This window comes from Streptomyces sp. CNT372 (genome assembly GCF_000377145.1).
On the sequence record NZ_KB897777.1, the window covers coordinates 432,115 to 458,897 of the forward strand.

The 26,783-nt window shown below is 70.9% G+C and carries 26 protein-coding genes and 1 pseudogene; 15 read left to right on the forward strand and 12 right to left on the reverse strand.

Features of this window, described 5'->3' with window-relative positions:
* Positions 1 to 24 precede the first annotated feature (24 nt).
* From C593_RS0104500 to rplI, 3 genes are read left to right on the forward strand one after another with little or no spacing between them, the layout of a single operon-like run.
* Complete coding sequence (locus tag C593_RS0104500) at positions 25 to 612, forward strand: single-stranded DNA-binding protein (RefSeq protein ID WP_018846119.1); 588 nt, start codon at positions 25 to 27, stop codon at positions 610 to 612.
* Between the two features lie 46 nt (positions 613 to 658).
* Positions 659 to 895: a 30S ribosomal protein S18 gene (rpsR, locus tag C593_RS0104505; protein ID WP_005315025.1), complete on the forward strand. Its 237-nt coding sequence runs from the start codon at positions 659 to 661 to the stop codon at positions 893 to 895.
* An 18-nt stretch (positions 896 to 913) separates the two neighbouring features.
* A complete protein-coding gene (gene rplI, locus C593_RS0104510; RefSeq protein ID WP_018846120.1) occupies positions 914 to 1,360 on the forward strand; it encodes a 50S ribosomal protein L9 in 447 nt (148 codons plus the stop codon).
* Between the two features lie 119 nt (positions 1,361 to 1,479).
* Here the strand turns inward: rplI and C593_RS0104515 are convergent, their stop codons facing one another.
* Positions 1,480 to 2,817 carry an MATE family efflux transporter gene (locus C593_RS0104515; protein WP_018846121.1) on the reverse strand — a complete coding sequence of 446 codons (1,338 nt, stop codon included), beginning with the start codon at positions 2,815 to 2,817 and terminating at the stop codon, positions 1,480 to 1,482.
* 426 nt (positions 2,818 to 3,243) lie between these two features.
* Here C593_RS0104515 and dnaB point away from each other — a divergent pair, with 426 nt between their 5' ends.
* The 5 genes and pseudogenes from dnaB to C593_RS0104540 all read left to right on the forward strand — a co-directional run bounded on the left by dnaB (position 3,244) and on the right by C593_RS0104540 (position 8,414).
* Positions 3,244 to 4,728, forward strand: a complete 1,485-nt coding sequence (gene dnaB / locus C593_RS0104520) for a replicative DNA helicase (RefSeq protein WP_018846122.1) — start codon at positions 3,244 to 3,246, stop codon at positions 4,726 to 4,728.
* A 118-nt stretch (positions 4,729 to 4,846) separates the two neighbouring features.
* Positions 4,847 to 5,098 (forward strand): transposase, encoded by a 252-nt coding sequence (locus C593_RS0104525; protein ID WP_018846123.1) that lies wholly within the window; start codon positions 4,847 to 4,849, stop codon positions 5,096 to 5,098.
* A 126-nt stretch (positions 5,099 to 5,224) separates the two neighbouring features.
* A pseudogene (locus C593_RS33585) lies at positions 5,225 to 5,846 on the forward strand (TOPRIM nucleotidyl transferase/hydrolase domain-containing protein).
* Between the two features lie 129 nt (positions 5,847 to 5,975).
* Complete coding sequence (locus C593_RS0104535) at positions 5,976 to 6,698, forward strand: VOC family protein (protein WP_018846125.1); 723 nt, start codon at positions 5,976 to 5,978, stop codon at positions 6,696 to 6,698.
* 339 nt (positions 6,699 to 7,037) lie between these two features.
* Positions 7,038 to 8,414 (forward strand): serine hydrolase domain-containing protein, encoded by a 1,377-nt coding sequence (locus C593_RS0104540; protein WP_026277343.1) that lies wholly within the window; start codon positions 7,038 to 7,040, stop codon positions 8,412 to 8,414.
* 179 nt (positions 8,415 to 8,593) lie between these two features.
* On the opposite strand, the gene C593_RS0104545 is transcribed toward C593_RS0104540, so the two are convergent.
* A complete protein-coding gene (locus C593_RS0104545; protein WP_018846127.1) occupies positions 8,594 to 9,046 on the reverse strand; it encodes a GNAT family N-acetyltransferase in 453 nt (150 codons plus the stop codon).
* Between the two features lie 10 nt (positions 9,047 to 9,056).
* On the reverse strand, positions 9,057 to 9,515 hold the full coding sequence (locus tag C593_RS0104550; RefSeq protein ID WP_018846128.1) for a MarR family transcriptional regulator: 459 nt from the start codon (positions 9,513 to 9,515) through the stop codon (positions 9,057 to 9,059).
* 139 nt (positions 9,516 to 9,654) lie between these two features.
* Between C593_RS0104550 and C593_RS0104555 the strand changes: the two genes are divergently transcribed.
* Positions 9,655 to 10,854 carry an MFS transporter gene (locus tag C593_RS0104555; protein WP_018846129.1) on the forward strand — a complete coding sequence of 400 codons (1,200 nt, stop codon included), beginning with the start codon at positions 9,655 to 9,657 and terminating at the stop codon, positions 10,852 to 10,854.
* A 111-nt stretch (positions 10,855 to 10,965) separates the two neighbouring features.
* Here C593_RS0104555 and C593_RS0104560 read toward each other — a convergent pair whose 3' ends face one another.
* On the reverse strand, positions 10,966 to 11,820 hold the full coding sequence (locus C593_RS0104560; RefSeq protein ID WP_018846130.1) for a GNAT family N-acetyltransferase: 855 nt from the start codon (positions 11,818 to 11,820) through the stop codon (positions 10,966 to 10,968).
* A gap of 627 nt (positions 11,821 to 12,447) precedes the next feature.
* On the opposite strand from C593_RS0104560, the gene C593_RS0104565 reads away from it, so the two are divergent.
* Complete coding sequence (locus C593_RS0104565) at positions 12,448 to 14,016, forward strand: globin domain-containing protein (protein ID WP_106434544.1); 1,569 nt, start codon at positions 12,448 to 12,450, stop codon at positions 14,014 to 14,016.
* A 23-nt stretch (positions 14,017 to 14,039) separates the two neighbouring features.
* Here the strand turns inward: C593_RS0104565 and C593_RS0104570 are convergent, their stop codons facing one another.
* The 4 genes from C593_RS0104570 to C593_RS0104590 form a co-directional block, all read right to left on the reverse strand.
* Positions 14,040 to 14,519, reverse strand: coding sequence for an NUDIX domain-containing protein (locus C593_RS0104570; RefSeq protein ID WP_026277345.1), 480 nt, complete (start codon positions 14,517 to 14,519; stop codon positions 14,040 to 14,042).
* A 60-nt stretch (positions 14,520 to 14,579) separates the two neighbouring features.
* The gene (locus C593_RS0104575) at positions 14,580 to 15,470 is read right to left on the reverse strand and encodes a LysR family transcriptional regulator (protein WP_018846133.1); all 891 of its coding nucleotides are present in this window, start codon (positions 15,468 to 15,470) and stop codon (positions 14,580 to 14,582) included.
* Positions 15,471 to 15,792: 322 nt separating this feature from the next.
* Positions 15,793 to 16,926 carry a cystathionine gamma-lyase gene (locus C593_RS0104585; protein WP_026277346.1) on the reverse strand — a complete coding sequence of 378 codons (1,134 nt, stop codon included), beginning with the start codon at positions 16,924 to 16,926 and terminating at the stop codon, positions 15,793 to 15,795.
* Between the two features lie 33 nt (positions 16,927 to 16,959).
* A complete protein-coding gene (locus tag C593_RS0104590) occupies positions 16,960 to 17,337 on the reverse strand; it encodes a phage holin family protein (protein ID WP_018846135.1) in 378 nt (125 codons plus the stop codon).
* A 49-nt stretch (positions 17,338 to 17,386) separates the two neighbouring features.
* Here C593_RS0104590 and C593_RS0104595 point away from each other — a divergent pair, with 49 nt between their 5' ends.
* The 4 genes from C593_RS0104595 to C593_RS0104610 all read left to right on the forward strand — a co-directional run bounded on the left by C593_RS0104595 (position 17,387) and on the right by C593_RS0104610 (position 19,579).
* A complete protein-coding gene (locus C593_RS0104595) occupies positions 17,387 to 17,704 on the forward strand; it encodes a cupin domain-containing protein (RefSeq protein ID WP_020610224.1) in 318 nt (105 codons plus the stop codon).
* 163 nt (positions 17,705 to 17,867) lie between these two features.
* Positions 17,868 to 18,089 carry a DUF5326 family protein gene (locus C593_RS0104600; protein WP_078521171.1) on the forward strand — a complete coding sequence of 74 codons (222 nt, stop codon included), beginning with the start codon at positions 17,868 to 17,870 and terminating at the stop codon, positions 18,087 to 18,089.
* Between the two features lie 131 nt (positions 18,090 to 18,220).
* On the forward strand, positions 18,221 to 18,991 hold the full coding sequence (locus C593_RS0104605) for a helix-turn-helix domain-containing protein (RefSeq protein ID WP_018846138.1): 771 nt from the start codon (positions 18,221 to 18,223) through the stop codon (positions 18,989 to 18,991).
* A 156-nt stretch (positions 18,992 to 19,147) separates the two neighbouring features.
* Entirely contained in the window at positions 19,148 to 19,579 is a 432-nt protein-coding gene (locus C593_RS0104610) for an SsgA family sporulation/cell division regulator (protein ID WP_018846139.1), read from the forward strand.
* A gap of 54 nt (positions 19,580 to 19,633) precedes the next feature.
* Here the strand turns inward: C593_RS0104610 and C593_RS0104615 are convergent, their stop codons facing one another.
* Complete coding sequence (locus C593_RS0104615; RefSeq protein ID WP_018846140.1) at positions 19,634 to 21,022, reverse strand: YibE/F family protein; 1,389 nt, start codon at positions 21,020 to 21,022, stop codon at positions 19,634 to 19,636.
* A gap of 197 nt (positions 21,023 to 21,219) precedes the next feature.
* On the opposite strand from C593_RS0104615, the gene thiC reads away from it, so the two are divergent.
* On the forward strand, positions 21,220 to 22,995 hold the full coding sequence (gene thiC, locus C593_RS0104620) for a phosphomethylpyrimidine synthase ThiC (RefSeq protein ID WP_018846141.1): 1,776 nt from the start codon (positions 21,220 to 21,222) through the stop codon (positions 22,993 to 22,995).
* 93 nt (positions 22,996 to 23,088) lie between these two features.
* Here the strand turns inward: thiC and C593_RS0104625 are convergent, their stop codons facing one another.
* From C593_RS0104625 to C593_RS0104635, 3 genes are all read right to left on the reverse strand, one after another.
* Positions 23,089 to 23,898: a hypothetical protein gene (locus C593_RS0104625; protein ID WP_018846142.1), complete on the reverse strand. Its 810-nt coding sequence runs from the start codon at positions 23,896 to 23,898 to the stop codon at positions 23,089 to 23,091.
* Positions 23,899 to 24,047: 149 nt separating this feature from the next.
* Entirely contained in the window at positions 24,048 to 25,154 is a 1,107-nt protein-coding gene (locus tag C593_RS0104630) for a metallophosphoesterase (protein WP_486591078.1), read from the reverse strand.
* Between the two features lie 217 nt (positions 25,155 to 25,371).
* Positions 25,372 to 26,484: a LacI family DNA-binding transcriptional regulator gene (locus C593_RS0104635; protein WP_078521173.1), complete on the reverse strand. Its 1,113-nt coding sequence runs from the start codon at positions 26,482 to 26,484 to the stop codon at positions 25,372 to 25,374.
* Positions 26,485 to 26,783: the final 299 nt, after the last annotated feature.

The following is a 26,783-nucleotide window of genomic DNA, read 5'->3' on the forward strand; positions in this document are numbered from 1 at the left end:
CAATCCCCGCCGAGAGGTTCCCCCATGGCAGGCGAGACCGTCATCACGGTCGTCGGCAATCTCGTCGACGACCCCGAGCTGCGCTTCACCCCGTCCGGTGCGGCGGTCGCGAAGTTCCGCGTCGCGTCCACTCCCCGCACCTTCGACCGGCAGACCAATGAGTGGAAGGACGGCGAGAGCCTGTTCCTGACCTGCTCGGTCTGGCGGCAGGCGGCGGAGAACGTCGCCGAGTCGCTCCAGCGCGGCATGCGCGTCGTCGTGCAGGGCCGTCTGAAGCAGCGGTCCTACGAGGACCGCGAGGGCGTCAAGCGCACGGTCTTCGAGCTGGACGTCGAGGAAGTCGGCCCCAGCCTCAAGAACGCCACCGCCAAGGTCACCAAGACCACCGGTCGTGGCGGCCAGGGTGGGTACGGCGGCGGCCAGCAGCAGGGCGGCGGCTGGGGCGGCGGCCCCGGCGGTGGCGGCCAGCAGGGTGGCGGCGGTGCTCCCGCCGACGACCCGTGGGCCACCAGCGCGCCGGCCGGCGGCGGCCAGCAGCAGGGTGGCGGCGGAGGCTGGGGCGGAAGCTCCGGCGGTTCCGGCGGCGGCTACTCGGACGAGCCCCCCTTCTAAGGGGCGGGGCTCGTACTCCCCTTCTTGATCACACAGGAGAAACACCATGGCGAAGCCGCCTGTGCGCAAGCCTAAGAAGAAGGTCTGCGCGTTCTGCAAGGACAAGACCGCTTACGTGGACTACAAGGACACGAACATGCTGCGGAAGTTCATTTCCGACCGCGGCAAGATCCGTGCCCGCCGCGTGACCGGCAACTGCACGCAGCACCAGCGTGACGTCGCCACGGCCGTCAAGAACAGCCGTGAGATGGCGCTGCTGCCCTACACGTCCACCGCGCGATAAGGGAAGGGTGACCAGAACATGAAGATCATCCTCACCCAGGAGGTCTCTGGCCTCGGTGCCGCCGGTGACGTCGTCGACGTCAAGGACGGTTACGCTCGCAACTACCTGGTCCCGCGTGGTTTCGCGATCCGCTGGACCAAGGGTGGCGAGAAGGACGTGGCGCAGATCCGCCGCGCCCGCAAGATCCACGAGATCGCGACCATCGAGCAGGCCAACTCCGTCAAGGGCCAGCTCGAGGCCGTGAAGGTGCGCCTGGCCGTTCGCTCCGGCGACGCCGGCCGCCTCTTCGGCTCCGTCACCCCGGCCGACATCGCCTCGGCGATCAAGGACGCGGGTGGCCCGGAGGTCGACAAGCGTCGTGTCGAGCTCGGTGCGCCGATCAAGACCCTGGGCTCGCACCAGGTGTCCGTGCGTCTGCACCCCGAGGTTGCCGCGCAGCTCGGCGTCGAGGTCGTCGCCGCCTGAGCAGCGTTCTCGACTGAGCAGTAGGAAGGGCCGCATCCTCCGGGATGCGGCCCTTCTGTTTCACGTGAAACACCGCTCTCCTGCCTCCGGACGGTCCTGCGACGCCGGCGTCCTCAGGGTCAGCGGGCGGCGCCCGTCACCAGCCACTTGCCGGACCGGGCCCGCCACCAGAGGGTGAGCAGGCGGACGGACATCATCAGGGTCATCGCCCACCACAGAGCCGTCAGACCGCCGCCCAGCGACGGTACGAGGAGGGCCACGGGCGCGAAGACGGCGAGGGTGACGATCATGGCCCAGGCCAGGTAGGGCCCGTCCCCCGCTCCCATCAGGACGCCGTCCAGGACGAAGACCACACCGGCGAGGGGCTGGGAGAACGCCACCACCAGGAGGGCGGGGAGCAGGGCGTCCTGGACCGTCCGATCGCTGGTGAACAGGGGGACGAAGAGGGGGCGTGCGGCCACGACGAGCACCCCCAGGACGACACCGGTGGCGATCCCCCACTGCACCATGCGCCGGCAGATCTGGCGGGCCCCTTCCGCGTCCCCGGCGCCGAGACAGCGGCCGATGATGGCCTGCCCGGCGATGGCGATGGCGTCCAGGGCGAAGGCCAGCAGACTCCAGAGGGAGAGGACGACCTGGTGGGCGGCGATCTCGGCATCCCCGAGGCGGGCGGCGACCGCGGTGGCGATCAGCAGAACGGCCCGGAGCGAGAGGGTACGGACGAGGAGGGGAACGCCCGCCTGGGCGCTGGCGCGGATACCGGCGGCGTCCGGCCGAAGGGTCGCGCCGTGCCGTCGTGCTCCTGAGACCACCACGATCAGATAGGCGACGGCCATCCCGCACTGGGCGATCACCGTGCCCCAGGCCGATCCCGCGATACCGAGGCCGGCTCCGTGGACCAGGCCGACACTGAGTGCGGCGTTGGCCGTGAAGCCGCCGACGGCCACATACAGCGGGGTGCGGGTGTCCTGGAGCCCGCGGAGGACACCGGTGGCGGCGAGGACGATCAGCATGGCCGGGATGCCGAAGCTGGAGATCCGCAGATACGTGACCGCATACGGTGCTGCGGTCTCCGAGGTGCCGAAGAGGCCGATGAGCCAGGGCGCGGCCGGCACGGTCACGGCGACGACCGCGAGGCCGAGGTCGAGCGCGAGCCAGATCCCGTCCATGCCCTGGCGGATGGCGGCGCGCAGATCCCCGGCGCCGACCCGGCGGGCCACGGCGGCGGTGGTGGCGTAGGCGAGGAAGACGAACACGCTCACGGCGGTCATGAGCAGAGCGGCGGCGACTCCGAGGCCGGCCAGCTGCGGGGTGCCGAGATGGCCGACGACCGCACTGTCGACCATGACGAAGAGGGGCTCGGCCACGAGTGCGCCGAAGGCGGGGACGGCGAGGGCGACGATCTCTCGGTCGTGCCGACGACGGGGTGCCCGGGCGGGCGCGGGAGCCGGTGTCATGGCATCAATGTAATCTTCCACAGGTAAGAGATGCAATGCCAAGGGGACCCTTACGAACAGCTTCGCTTCAGTGCCGTGTCCGGGGCGGTCGGGCGGATCTTGATCCACTCGCGAAAGTTTTTCTCTCCCACAGTCAGTGGATGGAAAGTTCCCAGCTCAGAGCATGGTTCGCCGCGGTGGTGTGGCTTTGTCCACAGTGCTGTCCCCTGGTTCGTGCACAGGTTCCGGAGACTTCTCCACAGCATCTGATCCTTCGTCCACATGGCCTGTGGATAACCAGATTGGCTGACGGTGCCGCCGGGCCTACCGTGGACCGTCGCCCGACGCGCCGAAAGCGGAGTCCAGCGACTCGATTTGTCGGTGCCGTGGCGTAGAAAGAGTGCCACGGCAGAGGTCCGCGAGGCGGACGGGAGGAGGTGGCCGCGGGTGAGCATTTCCGAACCCCTGGACGACCCGTGGGCGGCCGACACCCCGGGGGACCGCCTTCCCGCATCCCGCCGCCGCGGCGACGGCGGCGGGAGCCGCGGCAGCCGGGAGGACCGCCACGACCGGGGCAGCGACGGCGGCAGCTGGGACAGCGGGCCCGGCTTCGAGCGGGTCCCGCCCCAGGACCTGGACGCGGAACAGTCGGTCCTCGGCGGCATGCTGCTCTCCAAGGACGCCATCGCCGACGTCGTCGAGATCATCAAGGGCCACGACTTCTACCGGCCCGCCCACGAGACGGTCTACCAGGCCATCCTGGACCTGTACGCCAAGGGCGAGCCGGCGGACCCGATCACCGTGGCCGCCGAGCTGGTGAAGCGGGGCGAGATCACCCGGGTCGGCGGGGCCCCCTATCTCCACACCCTGGTCCAGTCGGTGCCGACGGCGGCCAACGCCTCGTACTACGCGGAGATCGTCCATGAGCGGGCGGTGCTCCGCCGGCTGGTGGAGGCCGGCACCAAGATCACGCAGATGGGATACGCGGCCGACGGCGACGTCGACGAGATCGTGAACTCGGCCCAGGCCGAGATCTACGCCGTCACGGAGCAGCGGACCAGCGAGGACTACCTCCCGCTCGGCGACATCATGGAGGGCGCCCTCGACGAGATCGAGGCGATCGGCTCCCGCAGCGGTGAGATGACCGGTGTGCCGACCGGGTTCACCGACTTCGACTCCCTGACGAACGGCCTCCACCCGGGCCAGATGATCGTCATCGCCGCCCGTCCCGCGATGGGCAAGTCCACCCTGGCGCTGGACTTCGCCCGGGCCTGCTCGATCAAGAACAACCTGCCGAGCGTCATCTTCTCCCTGGAGATGGGCCGCAACGAGATCGCGATGCGTCTGCTCTCCGCCGAGGCGCGGGTGGCCCTGCACCACATGCGCTCGGGCACGATGACCGACGAGGACTGGACCCGGCTCGCCCGCCGGATGCCGGACGTCTCCCAGGCCCCGCTCTACATCGACGACTCGCCGAACCTCTCGATGATGGAGATCCGGGCCAAGTGCCGCCGCCTGAAGCAGCGGAACGACCTGAAGCTCGTGGTCATCGACTACCTCCAGCTGATGCAGTCGGGCGGCTCCAAGCGCGCCGAGAGCCGCCAGCAGGAGGTCTCGGACATGTCCCGGAACCTGAAGCTGCTGGCCAAGGAGCTGGAGATCCCGGTCATCGCGCTCTCCCAGCTGAACCGAGGCCCCGAGCAGCGGACGGACAAGAAGCCCATGGTCTCCGACCTGCGTGAGTCGGGATCGATCGAGCAGGACGCCGACATGGTCATCCTGCTCCACCGCGAGGACGCCTACGAGAAGGAGTCCCCCCGCGCGGGCGAGGCGGACCTGATCGTCGCCAAGCACCGAAACGGCCCGACGGCGACGATCACGGTCGCCTTCCAGGGGCACTACTCCCGCTTCGTGGACATGGCGCAGACCTGATCCCGGCACGTGTTGGGCCTCAGATTTCGTGGCCACATCTCATGAGCGATGGCCGACCGATGGCATATCTGACACGAATCTGAGACTGGCAGGTCAAGCAGCTCACTCGTATGGGTGATTGAGCACCAGCCTCACCGCCAAGCAGGCCACCCCTGCCCAACTCGCCCGACTCGTCCGTGACCACTGGAAGATCGAGGCCCTGCACCACGTCCGCGACACCACCTTCGCCGAAGACGCCTCCCTGCTGCCAACCGGCAACGCACCCCGCGTGATGGCCACCTGGCGCAACCTCCCCATCGGAGCCCTCCGCACGGCCGCAGTGAAGAACATCGCGGCCGGTCTCCGCAGCAACGCCCGCAACCCTCAGTGACCCCTCTCACTCCTGGGCCTCGGATGACCATGAACCGGACATCATGCGACTACGCCGAAGCCCTGGCTCCTGAGGCCGTCGAATAGGTCCCGTGCCGTGCCACCGGTGGACGTGCAGACTCGCCCCATGGCGGACATGAGGGTGTTCCAGGATGCGGTCACCAGCTGGGCGACGGGGGGTCCCGACGGGCCGGCACGCGATCTGGCGGAACGCCTGGGAGTACGGACTGCGGTGCTCCTGGAGGGGGCTGAGCGATCTCGCGGCAGTCGAGGCGCTGGCCGCCCGGCGCGCCGGAACCTGGCCGCCGAGGGAGTGTGTGTCGTGTCGATGGGCGGGGCAATGAACGTCGGCCGCTATGCCGGGCTCCTCGGGCCGCCCGGCCTCGGTCTGCGCCTGACGGGACTGTGTGAAGAGGGCGATGAGGGCTTCTACGAGCGCGGGCTGACGCGCTCACAGGCTCCGCCCCAGCACATCTACGTATGCACCACAGATCTGGAGGACGAACTCATCCGCGCGTTCGGCACGGCAGGAGTCGAGGAGATCCTCCGCGCCGAGGGTGACCTCCGTGCCTGGCAGTCCTTCCAGCGTCAGCCCGCTCAGCATGGCCGGCCCCGGCATCAGCAGGTGCGGCGCTTCCTCGGCACGAAGAAGGGCGGGCCGCAAGATCCGCTACGGCCGTCTCCTTGTCGAGGCTCTCGCACCGGACCGGACACCGCCCCCACTCAACGGCCTCCTCGCGAGCCTGTGAGGGCGTGGACGCACTGCCGTTTCGAGCGTGCTCGACAGCGGATGACCGCGGTCGTTAATCAGTTGACCAGGTGGCAACGGCTGGGCAGGCTCCAGCACGAGCCGCCTGCCTCTACCGGGAGACCTACGGATGACTTCTCGCCTGCACGCGCTCTGTTTCGATGCGCACGACCCTCTCCGTCTCGCGCGCTTCTGGGCGGACTTTCTCCGCTGGGAGACAGCCGAGGACTCCTCCGCCGACATCACGCTGCTGCCCAGCGACGAGACCGGGTTCCGACTCCGCTTCCGACCGACCCAGGAGCGGAAGACAGGCGAGAACCACATGCACTTCGATCTGACGAGCACGTCCCTCGATGACCAGAAGCAGGTGGTGGAGAGGGCGCTCCGACTCGGCGCCCGGCACATCGACATCGGTCAACGCCCGGAGGAGGGGCATGTGGTGCTCGCCGACCCCGAGGGCAATGAGTTCTGTGTCATCGAACCGGGCAACAGCTTCCTCGCTGAGTGCGGATTCATCGGAGCGCTGGCGGGCGACGGCTCGCAGGAGACCGGGTACTTCTGGAGCCGAGCGCTGGGCTGGCCATTGGTCTGGGACCAGGATCAGGAGACCGCGATCCGCTCACCCCACGGTGGTCCGAAGGTCACGTGGGGTGGTCCACCACTGATGCCGAAGACGGGGAAGGAACGGCTGCACTTCGACCTCGCTCCACCGGCCGGCAGCGACCAGCAGACGGAGGTCGATCGGCTCGTCTCGCTCGGGGCAACGCGCATCGACATCGGCCAAGGTGACGTCGACTGGGTGGTGATGGCCGACCCCGACGGTCACGAGTTCTGTGTGCTGACCCCTCAATAGAGCTCGGAGTGGGCGTGGGTGCATGAAGAACTGAATCTCGCGCCAACCCCGGCAAGGTCATCCTGCTGCCCTGACGGTGAAGCTGCCCCGCATCCGGAACGTGTGGCCCTTGCGGCTAGGAGGATCGCCGCAGGGGAAATGACACGGCGGTGAGACACAACTCATTGGCCAGGCCATGAGACAACCAGTGAAGTCGCAGTTCACAGCACCAAGCTATGCCAGAGGGGGGGCGAGATCCTACAGCACGTGCGGCCTCCCGAGGTGTAGAGAACCGGCGCGTGCGGGCTCCCGAGGCGTAAAGAAGTCGACTGCCTCGGGGCGGCCGGATAGACCTGGGGCATGACGTCATCAGTGGAAGAACTTCTCCCCGGAACGCGCCGTGCGCTGCTGCACCGTCTTGCCGTCGCCCAGGCCGAGGGGCGCACGCCGTCGTATGTCGGGGCGGTGCTGCGGGACGGGAATCTGGTGTGGACCGGCGCGCGCAGTGGGGTGGAGGGGCCGGCCCCCGGCGCGGACACCCAGTACCGGGTCGGCTCGATCACCAAGACCTTCACGGCCGTGCTGGTGATGCGCCTGCGCGACGAAGGGCTGCTGGATCTCGGTGATCCTCTGGAGAAGCACCTGCCCGGGACCGGGGTGGGCGAGGTGACGATCGCTCAGCTTCTCGGCCACAGCGCCGGGCTGAGCGCGGAGTCCCCTGCTCCGTGGTGGGAGAGGACGCCCGGTTCCCTGCGCCCCGAACTGGCGGATGTGATTGGCGAGGGCGGGCGGATGCATCCGCCGGGGCGCCGGCACCACTACTCCAACCCTGGGTACACCCTGCTCGGCGCCCTGGTCGCGGCGGTCCGCGGGGTGCCGTGGGAGGAGGCGCTGCGACGGGAGGTCCTGGAGCCGCTGGGGCTGACCCGCACGAGTACCGAACAGGTGGCGCCGCACGCCGACGGCTGGGCCGTGCATCCCTGGGCGGATGTGCTGCTGGCGGAGCCGGCCGAGGACCTTGGACTGATGGCGCCCGCCGGGCAGTTGTGGTCCACCGCGGCCGACCTGTGCCGCTTCGCCTGGTTCCTCGCGGAGGGGGACGACCGGGTGCTCGGGGCGGCCTCCGTACGGGAGATGCGGACGCCGTCCGTGCCCCCGGAGGCCGGTGACTGGACGAGCGCCTACGGCCTCGGCATGCAGATCGTGCGCGCCGGGGAACGCACCCTGGTGGGCCACTGCGGGTCGCTGCCGGGCTTCCTGGCCGGCCTGTGGGTGAGCGTGGCGGACGGCGTCGCCGCGGTGGCACTGACCAATGCGACCTCCGGGCCGCAGGCCGGGACGACCGCCGCCGAGCTGCTGGGTATCGTCGCGGAGGCGGAGCCGCGTATCCCGGAGCCCTGGCGTCCCCTCCCGGATGCCGATCCGCGGCTGCTGGAGCTCACCGGCCCCTGGTACTGGGGGACATACGCGTATGGCCTGCGGCTGGCCGAGGGCGGTGGGGTGGAGCTGGAGCCGCTGCGCGGTGGCGGTCGCCGGTCGCGCTTCGCCGCGGCGGGGGACGGCTCCTGGACCGGCCTGGACGGCTACTACGCGGGGGAGACCCTGACGGTGGCGCGCCGCAACGACGGCTCGGTGAGCCATCTGGATCTGGGGTCCTTCGTGTTCACACGGGAGCCCTACGGGCCTGCCGACGCGGTGCCCGGCGGAGTGGACGAGGAGGGCTGGCGCGGGCGCTGAGCGGGTTTTGGTCGTCCTCGACAACGAGGACAGCCAGACCCCGCCGATCAGGGCCCGGAAGCGGCCGAACAGGGCCGGCCGTGCGGCACGGCCGGCCCTGTTCCACGTGAAACCAGCCGGCCCTGTTCCACGTGAAACACCGGTCGGCAACCGAGGCCGGCAGCCGTCGACGGCGGCTGTCAGAGGGGCAGCTTGAACCCGACATGGGACGCGGTGAAGCCCAGGCGCTCATAGAAGCGGTGGGCGTCCGTGCGCTGCGCATCGGAGGTGAGCTGGACCAGGTGGCAGCCGAGGCGCCGGGACTCCTCGACGGCCCACTCGACGAGTTGTGTCCCGAGTCCGCTGCCCCGCTCGTCCCGGTGGACCCGGACGGCCTCGATGACCGAGCGGGTGGCCCCTTGCCGGGACAGGCCCGGGATCACGGTGAGCTGGAGGGTGCCGACCACCCGGCCGTCCCGTACGGCGACCGTCTGGTGCTGGTGTGGGTCGCCGGCCAGACGCGCGAACGCGGCCCGGTACGGCGTGAGGTCGTCGGGGGACTCGCGCTGGGCGCCGAGGGGGTCGTCGGCGAGCAAGGCGACGATCGCCGGGAGGTCGTCCTCGTTCGCTGCTCGTATCTGAAGATCACTCATGATCGGCAGGCTACGCGGAGACCCGCAGCTCCTCGACGGCCCTGACGAGAGAGGCGAGCTCGGGGTTCTTCGCGGCTTCGTCGAGGGCTTCGCGCAGGGCGGTGTCGTTGGTGGGCCGGGCCTCCGCGAGCAGGGCGAGGCCGTCCTCCGTGACGTCGGTGTAGATCCCCCGGCGGTCCGTGTCGCAGAGATAGCGAGTCAGCAGTCCCCGGTCCTCGAGCCGCGTGACCAGGCGGGTGGTGGCGCTCTGACTGAGGACGACGGCGTCGGCGACCTGCTTCATCTGGAGGTGACCGCCGGGGCCGCTGTGCTGCCTGCTGAGGACGTCGAGCAGGGAGAACTCGCGCATGCTCAGGCCGTGCCGGGCTTCCAGGGCCTTCTCGATGTGGGACTCGATCCGCCCGTGCAGGAGCGAGAGGGCGCACCAGCCCTGCGCGAGGGCGGTGAGCGCGGGATCTGTCGCAGTCATGGGTTCCTCCTCGGTGGCAGGCGGCTCAAGGACCAGGATAGGCGACCATCGCAATAGTCGGCGTTTGCAATTAACCGGCGCATGCAATTATTGTGGACGCCCGTAAGGCGCTATAGCAATCCATGGAAGGGTCTCTCCCATGCCTCTCGCGCTTCTGGCTCTGGCGATCGGGGCCTTCGGCATCGGCACCACCGAATTCGTGATCATGGGCCTTCTGCCCCAGGTCGCGGGTGACTTCGGGGTGTCGATCCCCACCTCCGGTCTGCTGGTGACCGGCTACGCACTCGGCGTCGTGGTCGGGGCTCCGCTGATGACCGCACTGGGCACCAGCATTTCCCGGAAGCGGATGCTGATGCTGCTGATGGTCCTGTTCACGGCCGGCAACCTGCTCTCCGCGCTGGCGCCCACCTTCGGCACGATGCTCGCCGGACGGATCGTCGCCTCGATGGCCCACGGCGCGTTCTTCGGGATCGGCGCCGTCGTGGCCGCCGGCCTCGTCGCCCCGCACAAGAAGGCGGGCGCGATCGCGATGATGTTCACCGGGCTCACCGTGGCCAATGTCGTCGGCGTTCCCGGCGGCACCCTGATCGGCCAGTCCATCGGCTGGCGTACCACCTTCGCCGTGGTCGCCGCGCTCGGTGTCGTGGGCCTCGCCGGCATCGCGAAGCTCGTTCCCGAGGTGCCCGCACCGCGGGGCGTCCGGCTCCGCGACGAGGTGGCCGCCTTCGGGAACGCCCAGGTGCTGCTCGCCATGGCGATGACCGTGCTCGGGTTCGGCGGTGTCTTCGCGGCCATCACCTACATCGCGCCGATGATGACCGAGGTGGCCGGCTTCGCCGACTCCTCCGTGACCTGGCTGCTGGTCCTCTTCGGGCTGGGTATGGTCGGCGGCAATCTGCTCGGCGGACGCTTCGCCGACCGGCATCTGATGCCGCTGCTCTCGATCACACTCGGTGCCCTGGCGACCGTCCTCGCGCTGTTCACCGTGACCGCGCACAACAAGGTCCTCGCCGCGGTCTCCGTTGCCCTCATCGGCGCCCTCGGCTTCGCCACCGTGCCGCCGCTGCAGAAGCGTGTCCTGGACCAGGCCCACGGGGCGCCCACCCTGGCCTCCGCGGTCAACATCGGCGCCTTCAACCTCGGCAACGCCCTGGCCGCGTGGCTCGGCGGCATGGTGATCGCCTCCGGTCTGGGGCTGACCGCGCCCAACTGGGTGGGTGCGCTGCTTGCCGCGTCGGCCTTGGTGCTCGCCGTCCTCTCCTCGGCGCTGGAACGCCGTGAACGCGGGGCCGCGCCCGTGGCAAAGCCCGTGCGGGAGGCGGAGCTGCTGAGCCGCTGACCACGCCCGGCGCGTAGGCCCCGCCCAGCGGTCCCGCCCCGCGGTCCCTGAACGACGCCACGGCCCCGCACCGGAATCCGGTGCGGGGCCGTGGCGCGTCCGACGGGGCGGTCAGCCCGCGGCGACCGTGAGCGGGGCGAAGCGGCGGGTCCAGTCCCCCGGCAGACCCGGAATCCCGCGGGTCATCACGGCGTTGAACGCGATCGTCTCCAGACCACGGGCGCGGACCCACTCCAGCAGTTCCTCGTGCCGGACGTCGATGTCCGTGCGCAGCGGCCGGTCCGAGTGCGCGGCGAGCGAGGCGATCAGCGCCTTCGCGGTCTCCGTGTCCTCGGCGATGAGCGGACCCACGACATGCGTCGCCATGTTCGGCCAGGCGGCCGCGTATCCGGTCAGCTCGCCGTCGCGCACGGCCACCCTGATCTGGTCGGCGAAGGCCGGCAGGCGCGTGATCATATGGGTGCGGTCCACCCCGAACACCTCGGCGTCCAGGCGCACCAGGGCCGCCAGATCCTCGGCGGTCGCGGGGCGGGTGGTGACCTCGGACACCCCGCCGTCCGCCCGGAAGTGGCCGCGGACCATCTCCGCCCGGCCGGTCGTCGCGAACCCCAGCTCCTCGTAGAGGGGACGGCCGTTGGGAGTGGCGTGCAGGGTGAGGGGGGTGGTTCCGGTCTCCGTCAGGACATGGTGCATCAGCCGCCTTCCGACACCGCGGCGGGCGAAGCGTTCGGCCACGAGAACCATGCCGATCGCCGAGAGGTCACCGCCGTACTCGGTCACCACGCAGGCGGCGACCAGGCCCTTGCCCTCGGGGTCGTCGATGCCGTAGCCGGTGCCCGCCGTCAGCAGCAGTCCCCATTTGTGTTCCTCGCGTGGCCAGCCGCGGTCCTCGGACAGGTCGGCGCACGCGACGAGGTCCTCATGGGTCAGGTGCCTGATGGGCAGCTCGGAGAGCGAAGTCGACATGGTGTCAGGCTGTCGGACGCGGTGATCGTCCGTCCAGCCCTTTGTGTGATTTGGCATCCTTGCCGGGGGTGTCCGCGGAAGGCCCCTCGCGGCCGCCAGCAGTCGCCGGCCGTGACGAGAACCGTGCGGCGAACGGGGCGCTCAAGTGTTTCACGTGAAACACACAGCCGAGCCGGGGAGGGCTGCGCGCGCCACGCGGGGGAAAAGCGCCTCTGTTCGCCCTGGCGGACACCGGGCGCCGGCAGTGGGGTACGGGCGGACGGACCCGGCGGCGCGGAACGTGAAGATCACGGACCGGCGCTGTGCAGACTTGGCGGTGAAGCTGGACGGGTGCGTTCCGAGGGGTGGTTCGATGTGGCGCGGAGATCCGTGCGGCCCCTGTGCGCAGGTTCGAACGGTGTGATCGTCCGGTGCCGCGTACGGGCGAGTGCGCGGTGGCATGGGGGGCAACGAGCTTAGAGGGGATGGGATGCGGCTGCCCGGACTTTCCGGACTCTGTCCCGCACCCGGGAACCGCCTGGCAAGCTGCGTCAGCGGGCGAAGCGGACAGAGCAGGCAAGGCAAGGCGTTCCGTGCCCACGGACGCGCGTGCACCCGACCGAGAGATGTTCGAGGCGAGGCAGACACATGGATGCTCGTGCCACCACGTCGGCAGAGAACGTGATGTCGGGCGGTAACGGCGAGTGGTTCACCCCACGACGGCAACCCGCCACGGAGGGGCGGCCGTCCGGTGAGGCAGGACAGTCCGGTACGGACGGCGGCGATGCCGAGCGGAACGCGGACTCGGAGGGCGGCCACGCGGAGGCGGGCGGAAGACCCGGCGCCGTGCCGTCCCGGCAGGTGAGGGCGATACGGCCGGTGGGCTCCGGCACCGCCCGGCGCACCCGCCCTCGGCTGTCGATCGTCCGCGACGAGCCCGCGCGCGCCGAGAAGACACTGCCGCCCGCCGAGCCCGCCGAGCCCGCCGAGCCCTCCGCGTCGACCGGGCACCCCGCGTCGACCACGCATCCCACCGCGGCCGGTGAACCCGCGCCGCCCGAGTACGACCGCGTCCCGGCCGCCGAGCCCGGCCCGCCCGCCTCCCCCGACGCGGTCCTGGTCCGCCGGACCCTCCAGGAGATCGCCCCGGTCGCCGACCAGGTCACCTCGTACTTCTACGCCCTGCTCTTCGTGCGGCACCCCGCCCTGCGCCCGATGTTCCCCGTGGCCATGGACGCCCAGCGCGACCGGCTCCTCAAGGCGCTGCTGACGGCCGCGGAGCACATGGACAACGCGGCCGTCCTCACCGACTACCTCCGCCATCTGGGCCGCGGCCACCGCAAGTACGGCACCCAGCCCGCGCACTACCCCGCCGTGGGGGAGGCCCTGGTCGGCGCCCTCAGCCGCCATGCCACCAGCACCTGGGACGCGGCGACGGAGGCGGCCTGGGTCCGGACGTACACCACGATCTCGCAGATCATGATCGACGCGGCCGCCGAGGACGAGCGGCACGCCCCCGCCTGGTGGCAGGCCGAGGTGGTCTCCCACGACCTGCGCACCCCGGACGTCGCGGTGGTCACCGTCCGCCCGGACCAGCCCTACGCCTTCCTCGCCGGGCAGTACACGACGCTGGAGACCCCCTGGTGGCCGCGTGTCTGGCGGCACTACTCCTTCGCCGGCGCGCCGCGCTCCGACGGCCTGCTGACCTTCCACGTCAAGGCGGTCCCCGCCGGATGGGTCTCCAACGCGCTGGTGCACCGCGCCCGTCCGGGAGACGTGCTGCGACTGGGGCCCCCGGCCGGGTCGATGACGGTCGACCACACCACCGACAGCGGTCTTCTCTGCCTCGGCGGCGGCACGGGGATCGCCCCCATCAAGGCCCTCGTCGAGGATGTGGCCGAGCACGGGGAGCGGCGCACGGTGGAGGTCTTCTACGGGGCGCGCACCGACTACGACCTCTACGACATCGACACCATGCTGCGCCTCCAGCAGGCGCACCCCTGGCTCTCCGTGCGGCCCGTGGTGGACGACCGCGCCCAGTTCCCGGCGGTCCTGCGCGACTACGGCCGGTACGGGCCCTGGAACGGCTTCGACGCCTATCTGTCCGGGCCGCCCGGGATGATCCGCAGCGGGATCGACGCGCTGCGCCGTATCGGCATCCCGGGCGAGCGGATCCGGCACGACTCGCTGGAGGACCTGGTCGCCGTCGGCGGCTGAGCCGGTACCGGAGGGCCCGGCGGTCAGCCGAGGTCGTGGGCGTGCATCGCCCGTACGCCCTCGATGTTGCCGTCCAGGTAGTGGCGCAGGGAGAGCGGGACCAGGTGCACGGCGGCGATGCCGACCCGGCTGAACGGCACCCGGACGATCTCGTACTCGCCGCAGGGCTCGTCCACCTCGGGGCCGTGGCGCAGGGAGGGGTCCATGGACTCCAGCCGGCAGACGAAGAAGTGCTGCACCTTCACCCCGGTCACCCCGCCGTCCGCGATGTGCTCCACGGTGTCGACGAAGCAGGGCACCACATCGGTGATCTTGGCGCCCAGTTCCTCGTGGACCTCGCGGTGCAGGGCGTCCACGACGGTGGCGTCCTCCGGCTCGACCCCGCCGCCGGGCGTGAGCCAGTAGGGATCGACCCCCGGCTTGGTGCGCTTGATCAGGACGAGGTCCGGCCCGTCGAGCAGAACGGCGCGTGCGGTGCGCTTGACCACTGGTCGTTCGGTCATGGCAAGAGAGTGGCCCAGCCGGGGGCGTCTGAAACCGACCCCGGCCCACGGGCCCGCGTCTCACCAGCCGGCGGCGGCTCCGAGCAGGCACTCGTGGGCCCGCGCGATATGCGGATGGGCCAGGGTTCCGGTGCGTACGACGAGGAAGTAGGTCCGCAGCGGGGGTACGGCTGGTTCATGGAGGGCGACGACCCGGCCGCGCCGCAGCGCCTCCTCGCACAGATAGCGGGGCAGGACCGCCAGCCCGGCACCCGCCGCCGTGGCCTCCAGCACCGCGCGCAGATCGGGGGCGATCACGGTGCCCGCGGCCGCCGGGGGCGAGTCGAAGACCGCGTGCCAGTAGCGGGAGACCAGCGGCAACGACTCGTGCACCTCCACCACCGGGAGCTGTTCCAGGACCACATGACCTCTGCGGAGACCGTCGGGGCCCAGACGGGCCGCCCAGCGCGGAGCGGCGACCAGGACGTGCTCCTCGTCGCAGAGGGCGGTCGGGCTGAGCAGCCGCCCCCGGGGGCGGGCGGTGGTGATCGCCAGGTCGTGGTGGCCCGCGGCGAGCCCGTCGAGGGTCTCCTCGGCGTTGCCGAAGGAGGTGCGCAGGGCCAGGCCCTGCCCGGTCAGGGGCGTGAGGGCGGGCAGCGCGCGCAGGGTGGTGAACTCGGGCGGCCCGGCGAGGTGCAGGGTGCGGACCGGGGACTCCTCGTCGAGCCCGGCCTCGGTGATCTCCAGCAGGGCGTCCAGGTGCGGGGCCGCCCGGTGGGCCAGTTCGTCGCCGATGGTGGTGGGGGTGACCCCGCGGGCCTGGCGCAGGAAGAGGGGGCGGCCGAGCTGGCGTTCCAGGGTGCGTATCTGGCCGGTCACGGCCGGCTGGGAGAGACCGAGGAGGGCCGCGGCGCGGGTGAAGGAGCCGGCCCGGTGCACCGTGACGAATGTGCGCAACAGGGCCAGATCCATGTCATGCCCCTCCCGACCCGCCGATGGCCTCGAACCCGGCCAACTATAAATAAGTCGATAGGTCGCTGTCGCTCATGTGATTGGACACTGACGCAGAGTCAACTAGCCTTGTCCGCACGGTTCTTCGTACGGCGGGGGACCGGGGGCGGTCCGAGCCACGAGGGGGGAGGCTCGGACCGTCCGGCATGTCCCGGGTCTTTCGGCCTGTCCTCGACCGTTCGGCCGGTACGACGCCCCCGGCATGTACGGCGCCCTCCGGCCGGTGCAACGCCCTCCGGCGGTCATGACGCGCACCGTCCGGCGGGCCCGGCGGTACGGCCGGTCAGCCCCCGGCGGCCTCGTCCAGGGCACGCTCCACGTCGGCGAGGAGGTCCTCGGCGTCCTCCACCCCGACGGAGAAGCGGATGAAGCCCTCCGGGACCGCGTCCCCGCCCCAGCGCCCCCGGCGCTCCGCCGTCGAGCGCACCCCTCCGAAGCTGGTGGCGTCCTCCACCAGGTGCAGCGCGGCGAGGAAACGCTCCGCGTGGGCCCGGTCGGGCAGTACGAAGGAGACCACTGAGCCGAAGCGGCTCATCTGCCGCGAGGCCACCGGGTGCGAGGGGTCCTCCGGCAGGCCGGGGTGGCGCAGCCCGGTGATCTCGGGGCGCTTCCCGAGGGCCCTGGCCAGGGCGAGGGCGCTGGCGCACTGCCGCTCGGCCCGGAGCTGGAGGGTCGCGAGGGAGCGGTGGGCGAGCCATGCCTCCATCGGCCCGGGGATGGCGCCGACGATCTTGCGCCAGCGCCGCACCCCCTCCGCCAGCCCGGCGTCCCGGCAGCTGACATGGCCGAGCAGGATGTCCCCGTGGCCGGTCAGGCCCTTGGTGTCGCTGGCCACCGAGAAATCCGCGCCCAGCTCCAGGGGCCGCTGCCCGAGGGGCGTGGCCAGGGTGTTGTCGACGGCGACGAGCGCGCCCGCCGCGTGCGCCGCCTCGGTCAGCCGGCGCACGTCGCACACGTCCAGGCCGGGGTTGGAGGGGGTCTCGATCCACAGCAGTCGCGCCCCGTCGAGCAGGGCGAGCTGGGCGTCGCCCGCGGTCGGCGCCGTGCGCACCTCGACGCCGTAGGCCGCCAGCTGCTCGTGTGCCAGGGGGAGCGCCTGGTAGCCGTCGTCGGGCAGGACCACGGCGTCGCCGGTGCGCAGCTGGGAGAAGAGGACGGCGGAGACGGCGGCCATCCCGGAGGCGAAGGCGACGGTCTCCACGTTCTCGCCCGGTGCCTCCAGCTCTCCTATGGCCCGCTCCAGACGGGTCCAGGTGGGGTTGCCGTCCCGGCCGTACGTGTAGGGGCCCGTCGGATCGCCGGAGAGGTGGAAGTGGGCGGCGAACACCGGTCCCGGGAGCGTCGGTTCATGGTTCACCGGCTCCGGGAGGCCCGCCCGTACCGCTCGTGTGCCCTCTCCCAGAGGTGTCCTGGTCATGTCGTTCCTTTCTCGGCCGTCGGTCTTCGGCCGTCAGTCCTTGTCCGGCAGGACGACGTTCAGCGCCCACGAAACGACGGAGATGATCAGGCCGCCGAGGACCGCGGTCCAGAAGCCCTCGACATGGAAGTTCAGGTTGAACTGGTCCGCCAGCCAGGAGGTCAGCAGCAGCATCAGCGCGTTGACCACCAGGGTGATCAGGCCGAGTGTGAGGATGAACAGGGGCAGGGTGAGTACCTGGACCAGGGGCTTCACGAAGACGTTGACCAGACCGAAGATCAGGGCGACCAGGACGAGGCTGAGGGCCTTCTTCCCGGTGCTGTCACCGGTGAGCGTGATGTCCTGCACGAGCCAGATGGCCACGAGCAGGGCTCCCGCGTTCGCGAGCGTCTTGACGAGGAAATTCATCATGTGTCTGATCGTGGCAGACACGATCGGACCAAGGCAGGGGCGGGCGGCGATGAAGGCATTCCGGCTGGACGAACTGGAGGCGGAGCGCGCGGCCAACGACGGCGCGTATCTGCAGTTCCTCCGGGAGCGGAACATGTCGGTGGGGCTGTACGCCCTGGACGCGGGGCAGCTCGACCCGCAGCTTCCTCACCAGCAGGACGAGGTGTACTTCGTCGTCAGCGGCCGGGCAGCGATCACGGTCGGCACGGAGACGACTCAGGTCGGGCGCGGCAGCGTGGTCTACGTACCGGCCGGGGTGCCGCACAAGTTCCACCACATCAGCGAGGACCTCCGGGTGATGGTCGTCTTCTCGCCCCCCGAGGGCTGAACCCGGGCGGCACGGCCCGGGGGCCGTGCCACCCGGCTCGGGGGAGACGGCCACGGATTCCCTAAGGGTCCGCTCAGGGGTCTTCAAGGGCTCGCGGGCGTCCGGCGGCCCACCCCGGGCGCCTAGCATCGGGAGCACGGACTCGGAGAAAGAGGTAGGGACGATGGCTGTGCGGGAGATCTTCGCGGGGATGCCGTGGTGGGTGAAGTGGATCGCGGTGCCCGTCCTCGCCCTCGTGGTGTTCGGCGGGCTCATCACGAGCCTCGTCACCTTCGTCGTCGGACTGCTGTTCAAGGTGCTGCTGTTCGTCGCGCTGGTGGCGGGTCTCGTCTTCGTCGTCCGGAAGTTCATGACCTCCTCGGAGTCCTCACGCGGCGACTGGTGACCGCGGGGGACGGCGACAGGTGGCCCGCCGCGGCGCGTGCCGTTAGCCCGGCCGGGGGAACGGTCCCGAGAGGGCCCCTCCCGGCCGGGCCCTGTCGTTAGAGTGGCATCCCTCTGCCCTGGGGGTGACCTGTGGCCGGAGCCGCGAACTCCGCCGTCCCTACCCTGATCGGCTCGGTGCAGCGCGCGTTGAGGCTGCTGGAGGCGGCCGGGGCGCACCGCGACGGCGCCCCCGCGAAGCAGCTCGCGCGCGAGGCCGGGCTCCCCCTGCCCACCGCCTACCATCTGCTCCGCACCCTGACGTACGAGGACTATCTGCGCCGGGACAACGGGGTGTTCACCCTCGGGTCCGCCGTGGACCGGCTGGCGCAGGGGGCGGCGGCGCGGAATCGTCGCGGCACGATCGAGGAGTCCCTGTCCCACTGGCGGGACGCGATCGGTGTCGCCGTCTACTTCGCCGTCTACCGCGAGGGTGAGATCGAACTCGTGTCGATCTCGGACACCCCGTACGCGCCGGCGGTCGCCGAGTGGGCCGACTTCCGTGAGACCGGACACGCCCACGCGATCGGCCAGTGTCTGCTCGGGCAGCTCGACGAGGCGGCCCGCCTCGACCATCTCGACCGGCACCCCGTGCAGCCGGTGACACCCCACTCCGTGCGCGGCCGCTCGGCCCTGCTGCGCCGGATCGCGCGCACCGGCCCGGGCCAACCCTCCTTCGAGCGCCAGGAGTACGCGCTCGGGACCGTCTGCGCGGCGATACCGATCACTCTGGGTGACATTCCCGCAACGGTGGCCATTTCGCTGCCCGTTCATCAAGAAGCGCGACTTCACCCGGCAGTTGAGCAGTTGCGGGCGGGGGTAAGTGGTCTGATGGGGTCACGCTGGTTCTCTATCAGTATCTGAAATATCACTCCTTGTGATCTGCTGGTGCTTCCAGCACGATGGCGTCAAGAGGGTCAAGAGGGTCGTTCCCGGCCATGTTCCTGTACCTCGTCAGCACGCCAGCACGTCCGCACGTCCGCACGTTCATGCAAGGCTTCATCTACTGCGAGGTATGTGATGCGCGAGTCGGTTCAGGCCGAGGTCCTGATGAGTTTCCTCGTCTCCGAGGAGCTCTCCTTCCGGATCCCGGTGGAGCTGGGCTATGAGACGTCCGATCCGTACGCGGTCCGGATGACGTTCCACCTCCCCGGCGACGCCCCGGTGACCTGGGCCTTCGGCCGGGAGCTGCTGCTCGACGGGATCAACGCGCCCAGTGGCGACGGCGATGTGCACATCGCGCCGACCGGGCCCGAGGCCCTCTCCGACGTGCACATCCGCCTGAGGGTGGGCGAGGACTCGGCGCTGTTCAGAGTCGGCGCACCGCCGCTGGTGGCCTTCCTCGACCGCACGGACAAGCTGGTGCCGCTCGGCGAGGAGCTCGCCCTCGGTGACTTCGAGACCAGCCTGGAGGACGCGCTGGGGCGGATCCTCGCGGAGAATGCCGGCTGAGGCCGCCCCGGCCGCCGCTGCGCGCGGGCGAGCGGATCCCCGCTGCCGGACCGGCTACTTCTTGCGGCGGCGCCCACGGCCGCCCCGGGAGGCCGCCGTCGCCGGGCGTCCGCCGGAACCGGCCGTGTCCCCCGGCCGGTCCGCCGAGACGACCAGGGCGGCGAGCGCGGTGGTCACCGGCACCGAGGCGACGAGCCCGATCGAGCCGACCAGGGTCCGGACGATCTCCTGAGCCACCAGTTCGCTGGTCGCGACCTCGCCCACGCTGGACTGCGCGATCGAGAAGAGCAGCAGCAGCGGGAGGGCGGCGCCCGCGTACGCCAGCACGAGGGTGTTGACCACCGAGGCGATATGGTCGCGGCCGATGCGGATCGCCGCGCGGTAGAGGGCGCGCGGCCCCTGGGAGGGGTCGGCCTGGTGCAGTTCCCAGACGGCGGAGGTCTGGGTCACCGTCACATCGTCGAGCACACCGAGCGAGCCGATGATCACACCGGCCAGGAGCAGGCCGCTCATGTCGATCTCCGGGTAGAGCCCCTTGATCAGACCGGTGTAGTCGTCCGTGTTGCCGCTGAGGCTGGCCCAGCCGATGAACAGTGAGCCGAGCAGGCCGATCAGCAGCAGCGAGATGAGGGTGCCCAGCACGGCGACCGAGGTGCGGGCGTTGACACCGTGGCACAGGTAGAGCGCGATCAGCATGATCGCGCTGGCCCCGACCACCGCGACGATCAGTGGATTCGACCCCGCCAGGATCGCCGGCAGGATGAACAGGGTCAGCAGGGCGAAGGAGGTGGCGAGCGCGATCAGGGCCGTCACCCCGCGCATCCGCCCCACCAGCACCACCACCACCGCGAAGATGCCGGCCAGCAGCGCCATCGGGAACGTGCGGTCCACATCGGTGACCGAGTACTGGAGGTCGCGGGGCGCGTCCGGCGCGTACGCCACCCGGACGCCCTGGCCTTCCTTCAACTGCCGCGGCGCGTCCGGCTGGACGATCTCCGTGAACTGTCGGCCCTTGTCCTTGCCGCTGGTGACCTCGACGGTGGCCCGGCCGCACTCCCCCTGCTGGGCCCGCTCCGCCTCGCGGCCCTCGGGCGCGGCCGGGTTCTCGGTGGGAGGCACCTGCCCGGCGTTGACGTCGGCGCAGTCGACCTGCTCGACGCTCACCACCCGGCCCTGCTCGATCTGCCGGTCGAACCCGACACCGGTCCGCTCGTGGCCCGGTGTGCTGCCCGGCCAGAGCACGGCGAGCCCGACGAGGACCGCCGTCGCGAAGGGGATCAGCACCGCCGCGATGACCTTGCGGAGGTGCTGGGAGACGGGCGCGACGGGCCCGTGCGCGTGGACATGGCCGACGGCGGCGTGGCGGTCGTGAGCGGCTCCCCGGGCGGGGGGAGCGCCGTCGTCGTGGCCGTGCGGATCGGGTGGCTGCGGCGAAGAGGTCACCGACAGATCATCGCAAGAACGAGAGGGGGCCCTCTGTTCAGCGCGCCAGGGATGGCGTTAGCGTGGTGGCACCTTTGCACACGCGGGAGCTCGGAGCACCGGGCTGAGAGGGCGCTGACCTCCGTCGATCGGGACGGGAAAGCTGCGCCGACCGCCGAACCTGTTACCGGGTAATGCCGGCGTAGGGAGTAGGTCTCATGACCGTATCGGACGCACGCACGCCTGCCTCCAACCAGAACGACGAGGCCGGGAAGTCCATCGGCTGGCACAAGGGTTACGTCGAGGGCTCCCGCCCCGACATCCGGGTGCCGGTGCGCAAGGTGCATCTCACCAACGGCAAGGACGTCACGCTCTACGACACGTCCGGGCCCTATACCGATCCCCAGGTGGAGACCGACGTCCGCCGCGGGCTGCCCCCGCTGCGCGACAACTGGATCATCGCGCGCGGTGACACCGAGGAGTACGCGGGCCGCCCCGTGCGCCCCGAGGACGACGGCATCAAGCACACCTCCCCGCGCGGCGGGCTGCGGAACCTGGACGCGGTCTTCCCCGGCCGCCCGCGCCAGCCCCGGCGCGGACGCGGCGGGGCCGCGGTGACCCAGCTCGCGTACGCCCGCCGGGGCGAGATCACGCCCGAGATGGAGTACGTGGCCGTCCGGGAGAACGTGGCGCCCGAGGTGGTGCGGGAGGAGATCGCGGCCGGCCGGGCCGTGCTCCCCGCCAACGTCAACCACCCGGAGATCGAGCCGATGATCATCGGCAAGCGGTTCCTGGTGAAGGTCAACGCCAACATCGGCAACTCCGCCGTCACCTCCTCCATCGAGGAGGAGGTCGAGAAGATGACCTGGGCGACCCGCTGGGGCGCCGACACGGTCATGGACCTGTCCACCGGCCGCAATATCCACACCACCCGCGAGTGGGTGCTGCGCAACTCCCCGGTGCCCATCGGCACCGTGCCGCTGTACCAGGCCCTGGAGAAGGTGGACGGCCGGGCCGAGGACCTGACCTGGGAGATCTACAAGGACACGGTCATCGAGCAGGCGGAGCAGGGCGTCGACTACATGACCGTGCACGCCGGTGTGCTGCTGCGCTACGTGCCGCTCACCGCGCGCCGCAAGACGGGCATCGTCTCCCGCGGCGGCTCGATCATGGCCGCGTGGTGCCTGGCGCACCACAAGGAGTCCTTCCTGTACGAGAACTTCGAGGAGCTCTGCGAGATCCTCGCTGCGTACGACGTGACGTACTCCCTCGGCGACGGCCTGCGGCCCGGCTCGATCGCGGACGCCAACGACGAGGCGCAGTTCGCCGAGTTGAGGACGCTCGGCGAGCTCAACACCATCGCCAAGCGGCACAACGTGCAGACCATGATCGAGGGTCCGGGCCATGTCCCGATGCACAAGATCAAGGAGAACATCGACCTCCAGCAGGAGATCTGCGAGGAGGCGCCGTTCTACACCCTGGGCCCCCTGACCACCGATGTCGCCCCGGCGTACGACCACATCACCTCGGGCATCGGCGCGGCCATGATCGCCTGGTGGGGAACCGCGATGCTCTGCTACGTCACCCCCAAGGAGCACCTGGGGCTGCCGGACCGCGACGACGTGAAGACCGGTGTCATCACCTACAAGATCGCGGCCCACGCGGCGGACCTGGCGAAGGGGCACCCGGGCGCCCAGGAGTGGGACGACGCGCTCTCCGACGCCCGCTTCGAGTTCCGCTGGGAGGATCAGTTCAATCTGGCCCTCGACCCGGACACGGCACGGGAGTTCCACGACGAGACGCTGCCCGCGGAGCCGGCGAAGACCGCGCACTTCTGCTCGATGTGCGGGCCGAAGTTCTGCTCGATGAAGATCTCCCAGGACATCCGGCGCAAGCACGGCGGCAGCCAGGAGGAGATCGAGGCGGGGATGGCGGAGAAGTCCGCGGAGTTCGCCGCGGCGGGCAACCGGGTCTATCTGCCGCTGGCGGACTGACCGGCGCACCGGGCCCCGGGGGAGCCGGCGCCTCCGGCCTCGGTACCGGCCGCCGCCTCCGCCGTGCCCGGACAGGGGCGGGGCGCGGGGCGGTCAGTCCGGCCGGTGCTCGGGGCCGCCGAAGTCGGGGCTGGAGAAGTCCGGGCTGCTGAAGGTCGGCCGGCGGTCCGTGGTCCGGCCCTCGGCGGGGCTGGAGAAGTCCGGACCGCTGTAGCCGACCTTCGGTATACGGCTCGCGGAACGCGGCGGGTCCACGGCCGTCTTCGCCGGCCGCTGCTCCGCGAGGGCCGCGCGCAGGAAGGGCAGCATGCCCCGGTGCAGCAGCGCCTCGCACCAGGCGTCCCGGGCGAGGGCCACCTCCTCGGGCACCCGGTCGGGCCCGCCGCCGTCGGCGACATGGCTGGCGTCGTTGCGCAGCGCCGTCAGCAGCAGGGCGACGGCGGCCACCAGGATCGCGGCGGCGGTGAGCGCGCCGAACACCCAGCCGGTCGACAGCAGGGTGTCGGCGAAGGGCGGCGGCGGGCTGAGCATCTTCAGCAGATAGCCGACGATCAGCAGGATCGCCGCCGCGGTGCCGGCCAGCAGCGGGGCGAGGACGGCGGCCACCGCCGCCACACCCGCGCCCGCCTCCCCGGCCCCGACGGCGGGGGCGAGGACCCCCGCGGCCGTGGCGGAGCGGCTCTCGGCGCGCAGCTTCACGTACCGGTCGTACTCCGCCGCCGCGGCGGCCGTGATCAGGGCCGTCGCGTTCAGGGCCGTGGCGCGCAGCTGTTCACTGGTCAGACGCGCTGTCACGGTGGCCGGATCCCGGTCCTCGTGGGCGGTGCGCAGTGCCTCGGCGAGGACCCGCTCATAGTCGGCGCGGTCCTCGTTCAGCAGGTGCGGAGCGCTGTTCATGTGCATCCCCCGATGCTCCGTAGGGCCGGATCGACCGGTGGGGACCGGGCAGTCGGGCGGAAACGGAGGAGAGCCTGCTACGGATGACCCGATGGTAGAGCGGTTCCGGCGCAGGGTGACAGAGGGTTTCCGTAAATCGCCTGTGGGGAAGCGGATCAGTCCTGCAAGGGGAGCTGCTGCACCAGAAGCTTTCCGGCCATGGTCACTCCGCCGTCCATCGCGATGGCGAGACCGTCCGCGTAGACGTGCGGTCCCTCGACCGCCGGGCGCTCGCCGTCCTCGCCGTCCTCGGTGCCCACTTCGCCGAGGAGGTAGGGGATCGGGCTGTGGCCGTGCACCACGCGGCTGCCGCCGTAGGCCGTGAGGAGTTCGCGCACGGCGTCGGGGCCGCCCTCGTCGCGGAAGGCGAAGCGCTTGGTGAACTTGCGGAACAGGTCCCAGCACTGGTCGGCGTCGTTGGCCGTCAGGACCTCGTGCACGGCGTCGTTGACGTCCTCGACGGTGGAGCCGTAGTCGAGGTACGCGGTGGTGTCCGAGTGCAGCAGCAGGTGGCCGTCCTCCTCGACGATGGCGTCGAGGCGGGACATCCACTGGAGGTGGACGTCCTGGAGGCGGTCCATGTCGTACTTCTGGCCGCCGTTGAGGAGCCAGGCGGCCTGGAAGGTGGCGGTGCCGGCGCCGGAGTTGACCGGGGTGTCGCCGAAGCGCTTGGCGCCGAGGAGCAGCAGCTCGTGGTTGCCCATGAGGGCCTTGCAGTACCCGCCGGCGGCCGCCGCCTCCGCGGAGAGGCGCATGACCAGGTCGATGACGCCGATGCCGTCGGGGCCCCGGTCGGTGAAGTCGCCGAGGAACCAGAGCCGGGCGTTGCCCGCGGCCCAGTGGAGGTCGGCGTCGATGAGGCCCTTCTCGGCGAGGGCGGCGACGAGTTCCTCCAGGTAGCCGTGGACGTCTCCGACGACGTAGAGCGGGCCGAGGCCGCCGTTCCCGGCGGGCGGGGGCTGCTCCTCGGGGTCGACGGCGACCTGGACGGTGTCGCCGGGGCCGCCGCTGCCGATCACCGGGAGGTTGCGCTCGGTGGGGGTGTAGCCCTCGGGGGTCTCGCCGTCGGGGAAGGCGTTGCCCGGGTGGGCGGCGTGTCCGGGGTCCGCGGACTGCGACTGCACGGGCACCTGCGCGTACGGGGGTACGCGGAAGTCGCGCAGTGTCGCCGTCCGCACCACGGGTCCCTGACCGGCCCCCTGAGTCATCGACCCCTCCACCACCGTCGCGCCGCCGTTCACCTCTCGGCCCAGCCTGGTCGGGGTGGTCCGCGGTGTCGTTCGCCCATCATAGGAATGAGCCAGGCGGTGTGTGACGCACCAGGGGTGATGAATCGTGCCGCACCCCTGGTTCATCGACCGCTTCGTCCGGATTGAGAAGGTCCGGACCTGAGGCGGGAGGTGTCCGGCCCTGGCCCGGCGGACAACCCCCGGACACGACTCAGCCCTTCTCCGGGGACCGCGGCGCGCTGACGGTGGTGCGCGGAGGGCGCCGCTGGGAGGAGGTCCTGACGATCAGTTCGGTCGGTATCACCTGTTCGACGGGCCCGTCGTGCTCCACGCCCTCGATGGCGTCGATCAGGAGCTGGACCACCGCGGTGCCGATGCGGCGCGGCTTGAGGGACAGGGTGGTGACGGGCGGGTCGGTCGCGGCGTACACGGCCGACTCGCTGCAGCACACGAGCAGCAGGTCCTCGGGCACCCGCAGGCCGTAGCGCCGGGCGGCGGCCAGCAGGTCCGTGCCGTTGGGGTCGAAGAGTCCGTAGACCGCGTCCGGGCGGTCGGGCCGGGCGAGCAGCCGGTCGGCCGCTACGGCCCCCGCGCAGGGGTCGTGGGCCGGGTAGGACTCGTAGACCGGGTCCTGGCCGACGCGCTCGCACCAGTTGAGGTAGGCGGTCGTCGACAGATGGGTGTACGTGTCCGTGCTGGTGCCGGTGAGCAGACCGATCCGGCGGGCGCCCGCGTCCGCGAGATGGTCGAGGAGGTCGATGACGGCCGCCTCGTGGTCGTTGTCCACCCAGGCGGTGACCGGCAGGCTGCCGGCCGGGCGGCCGTCGGAGACGACCGGCAGCCCCTGGCGGACCAGCTCGCTGACGACCGGGTCCTCGTCGGAGGGGTCGATGACCACGGTGCCGTCCAGGGCCACGTTCGACCAGACGTCGTGGCGGGAGGTGGCGGGGAGGATGACGAGGGCGTAGCCGCGGGCCAGGGCGGCCGAGGTCGCCGCTCTGGCCATCTCCGCGAAGTAGGCGAACTCCGTGAAGGTGAAAGGTTCATCCCCGTAGGTGGTCACGGTCAGGCCGATTAAGCCCGACTTCCCCGTGCGGAGGGTGCGGGCCGCGGCGGAGGGGCGGTAGCCCAGCCGGTCGGCGACCTCGCGGACGTGCCGACGGGTGGCATCGGGGAGTCTGCCCTTCCCGTTGAGCGCGTCGGAGACCGTTGTGATCGAGACCCCGGCGGCGGTGGCGACGTCCCTGATGCCCGCGCGTGCCTGCCGAGTGCCCCCGTGGGATGTGTCCGTCCGGCTCACCTGGTGCTTCCCTGCTGCTGTCATGGCGTGCCGATAGTAGGGCTCGCGCGGTGGGTCTGGCCGGTCGCATATGCACGCGTTGACAGGCACGTTTCTGCATGATCGTTAATGATCAACGCCCTTGCAAATCAAGGGAGTTGACGCACCTTGACATGATGTTCGGTGTACAGGGGCGCGTGTGCCTGCCGAGGGGTCCAGGTTGCGAAGAGGTCTCAACTCACCACTACGGGGGACGCGCGCCACGGAGCGAGCCACCGGCGCGCGCCAGGGGGCCGCACTCCCCCCTCCCTCGGCTCCGCTCCCCTCTTCCTCGGCTTGGCCCC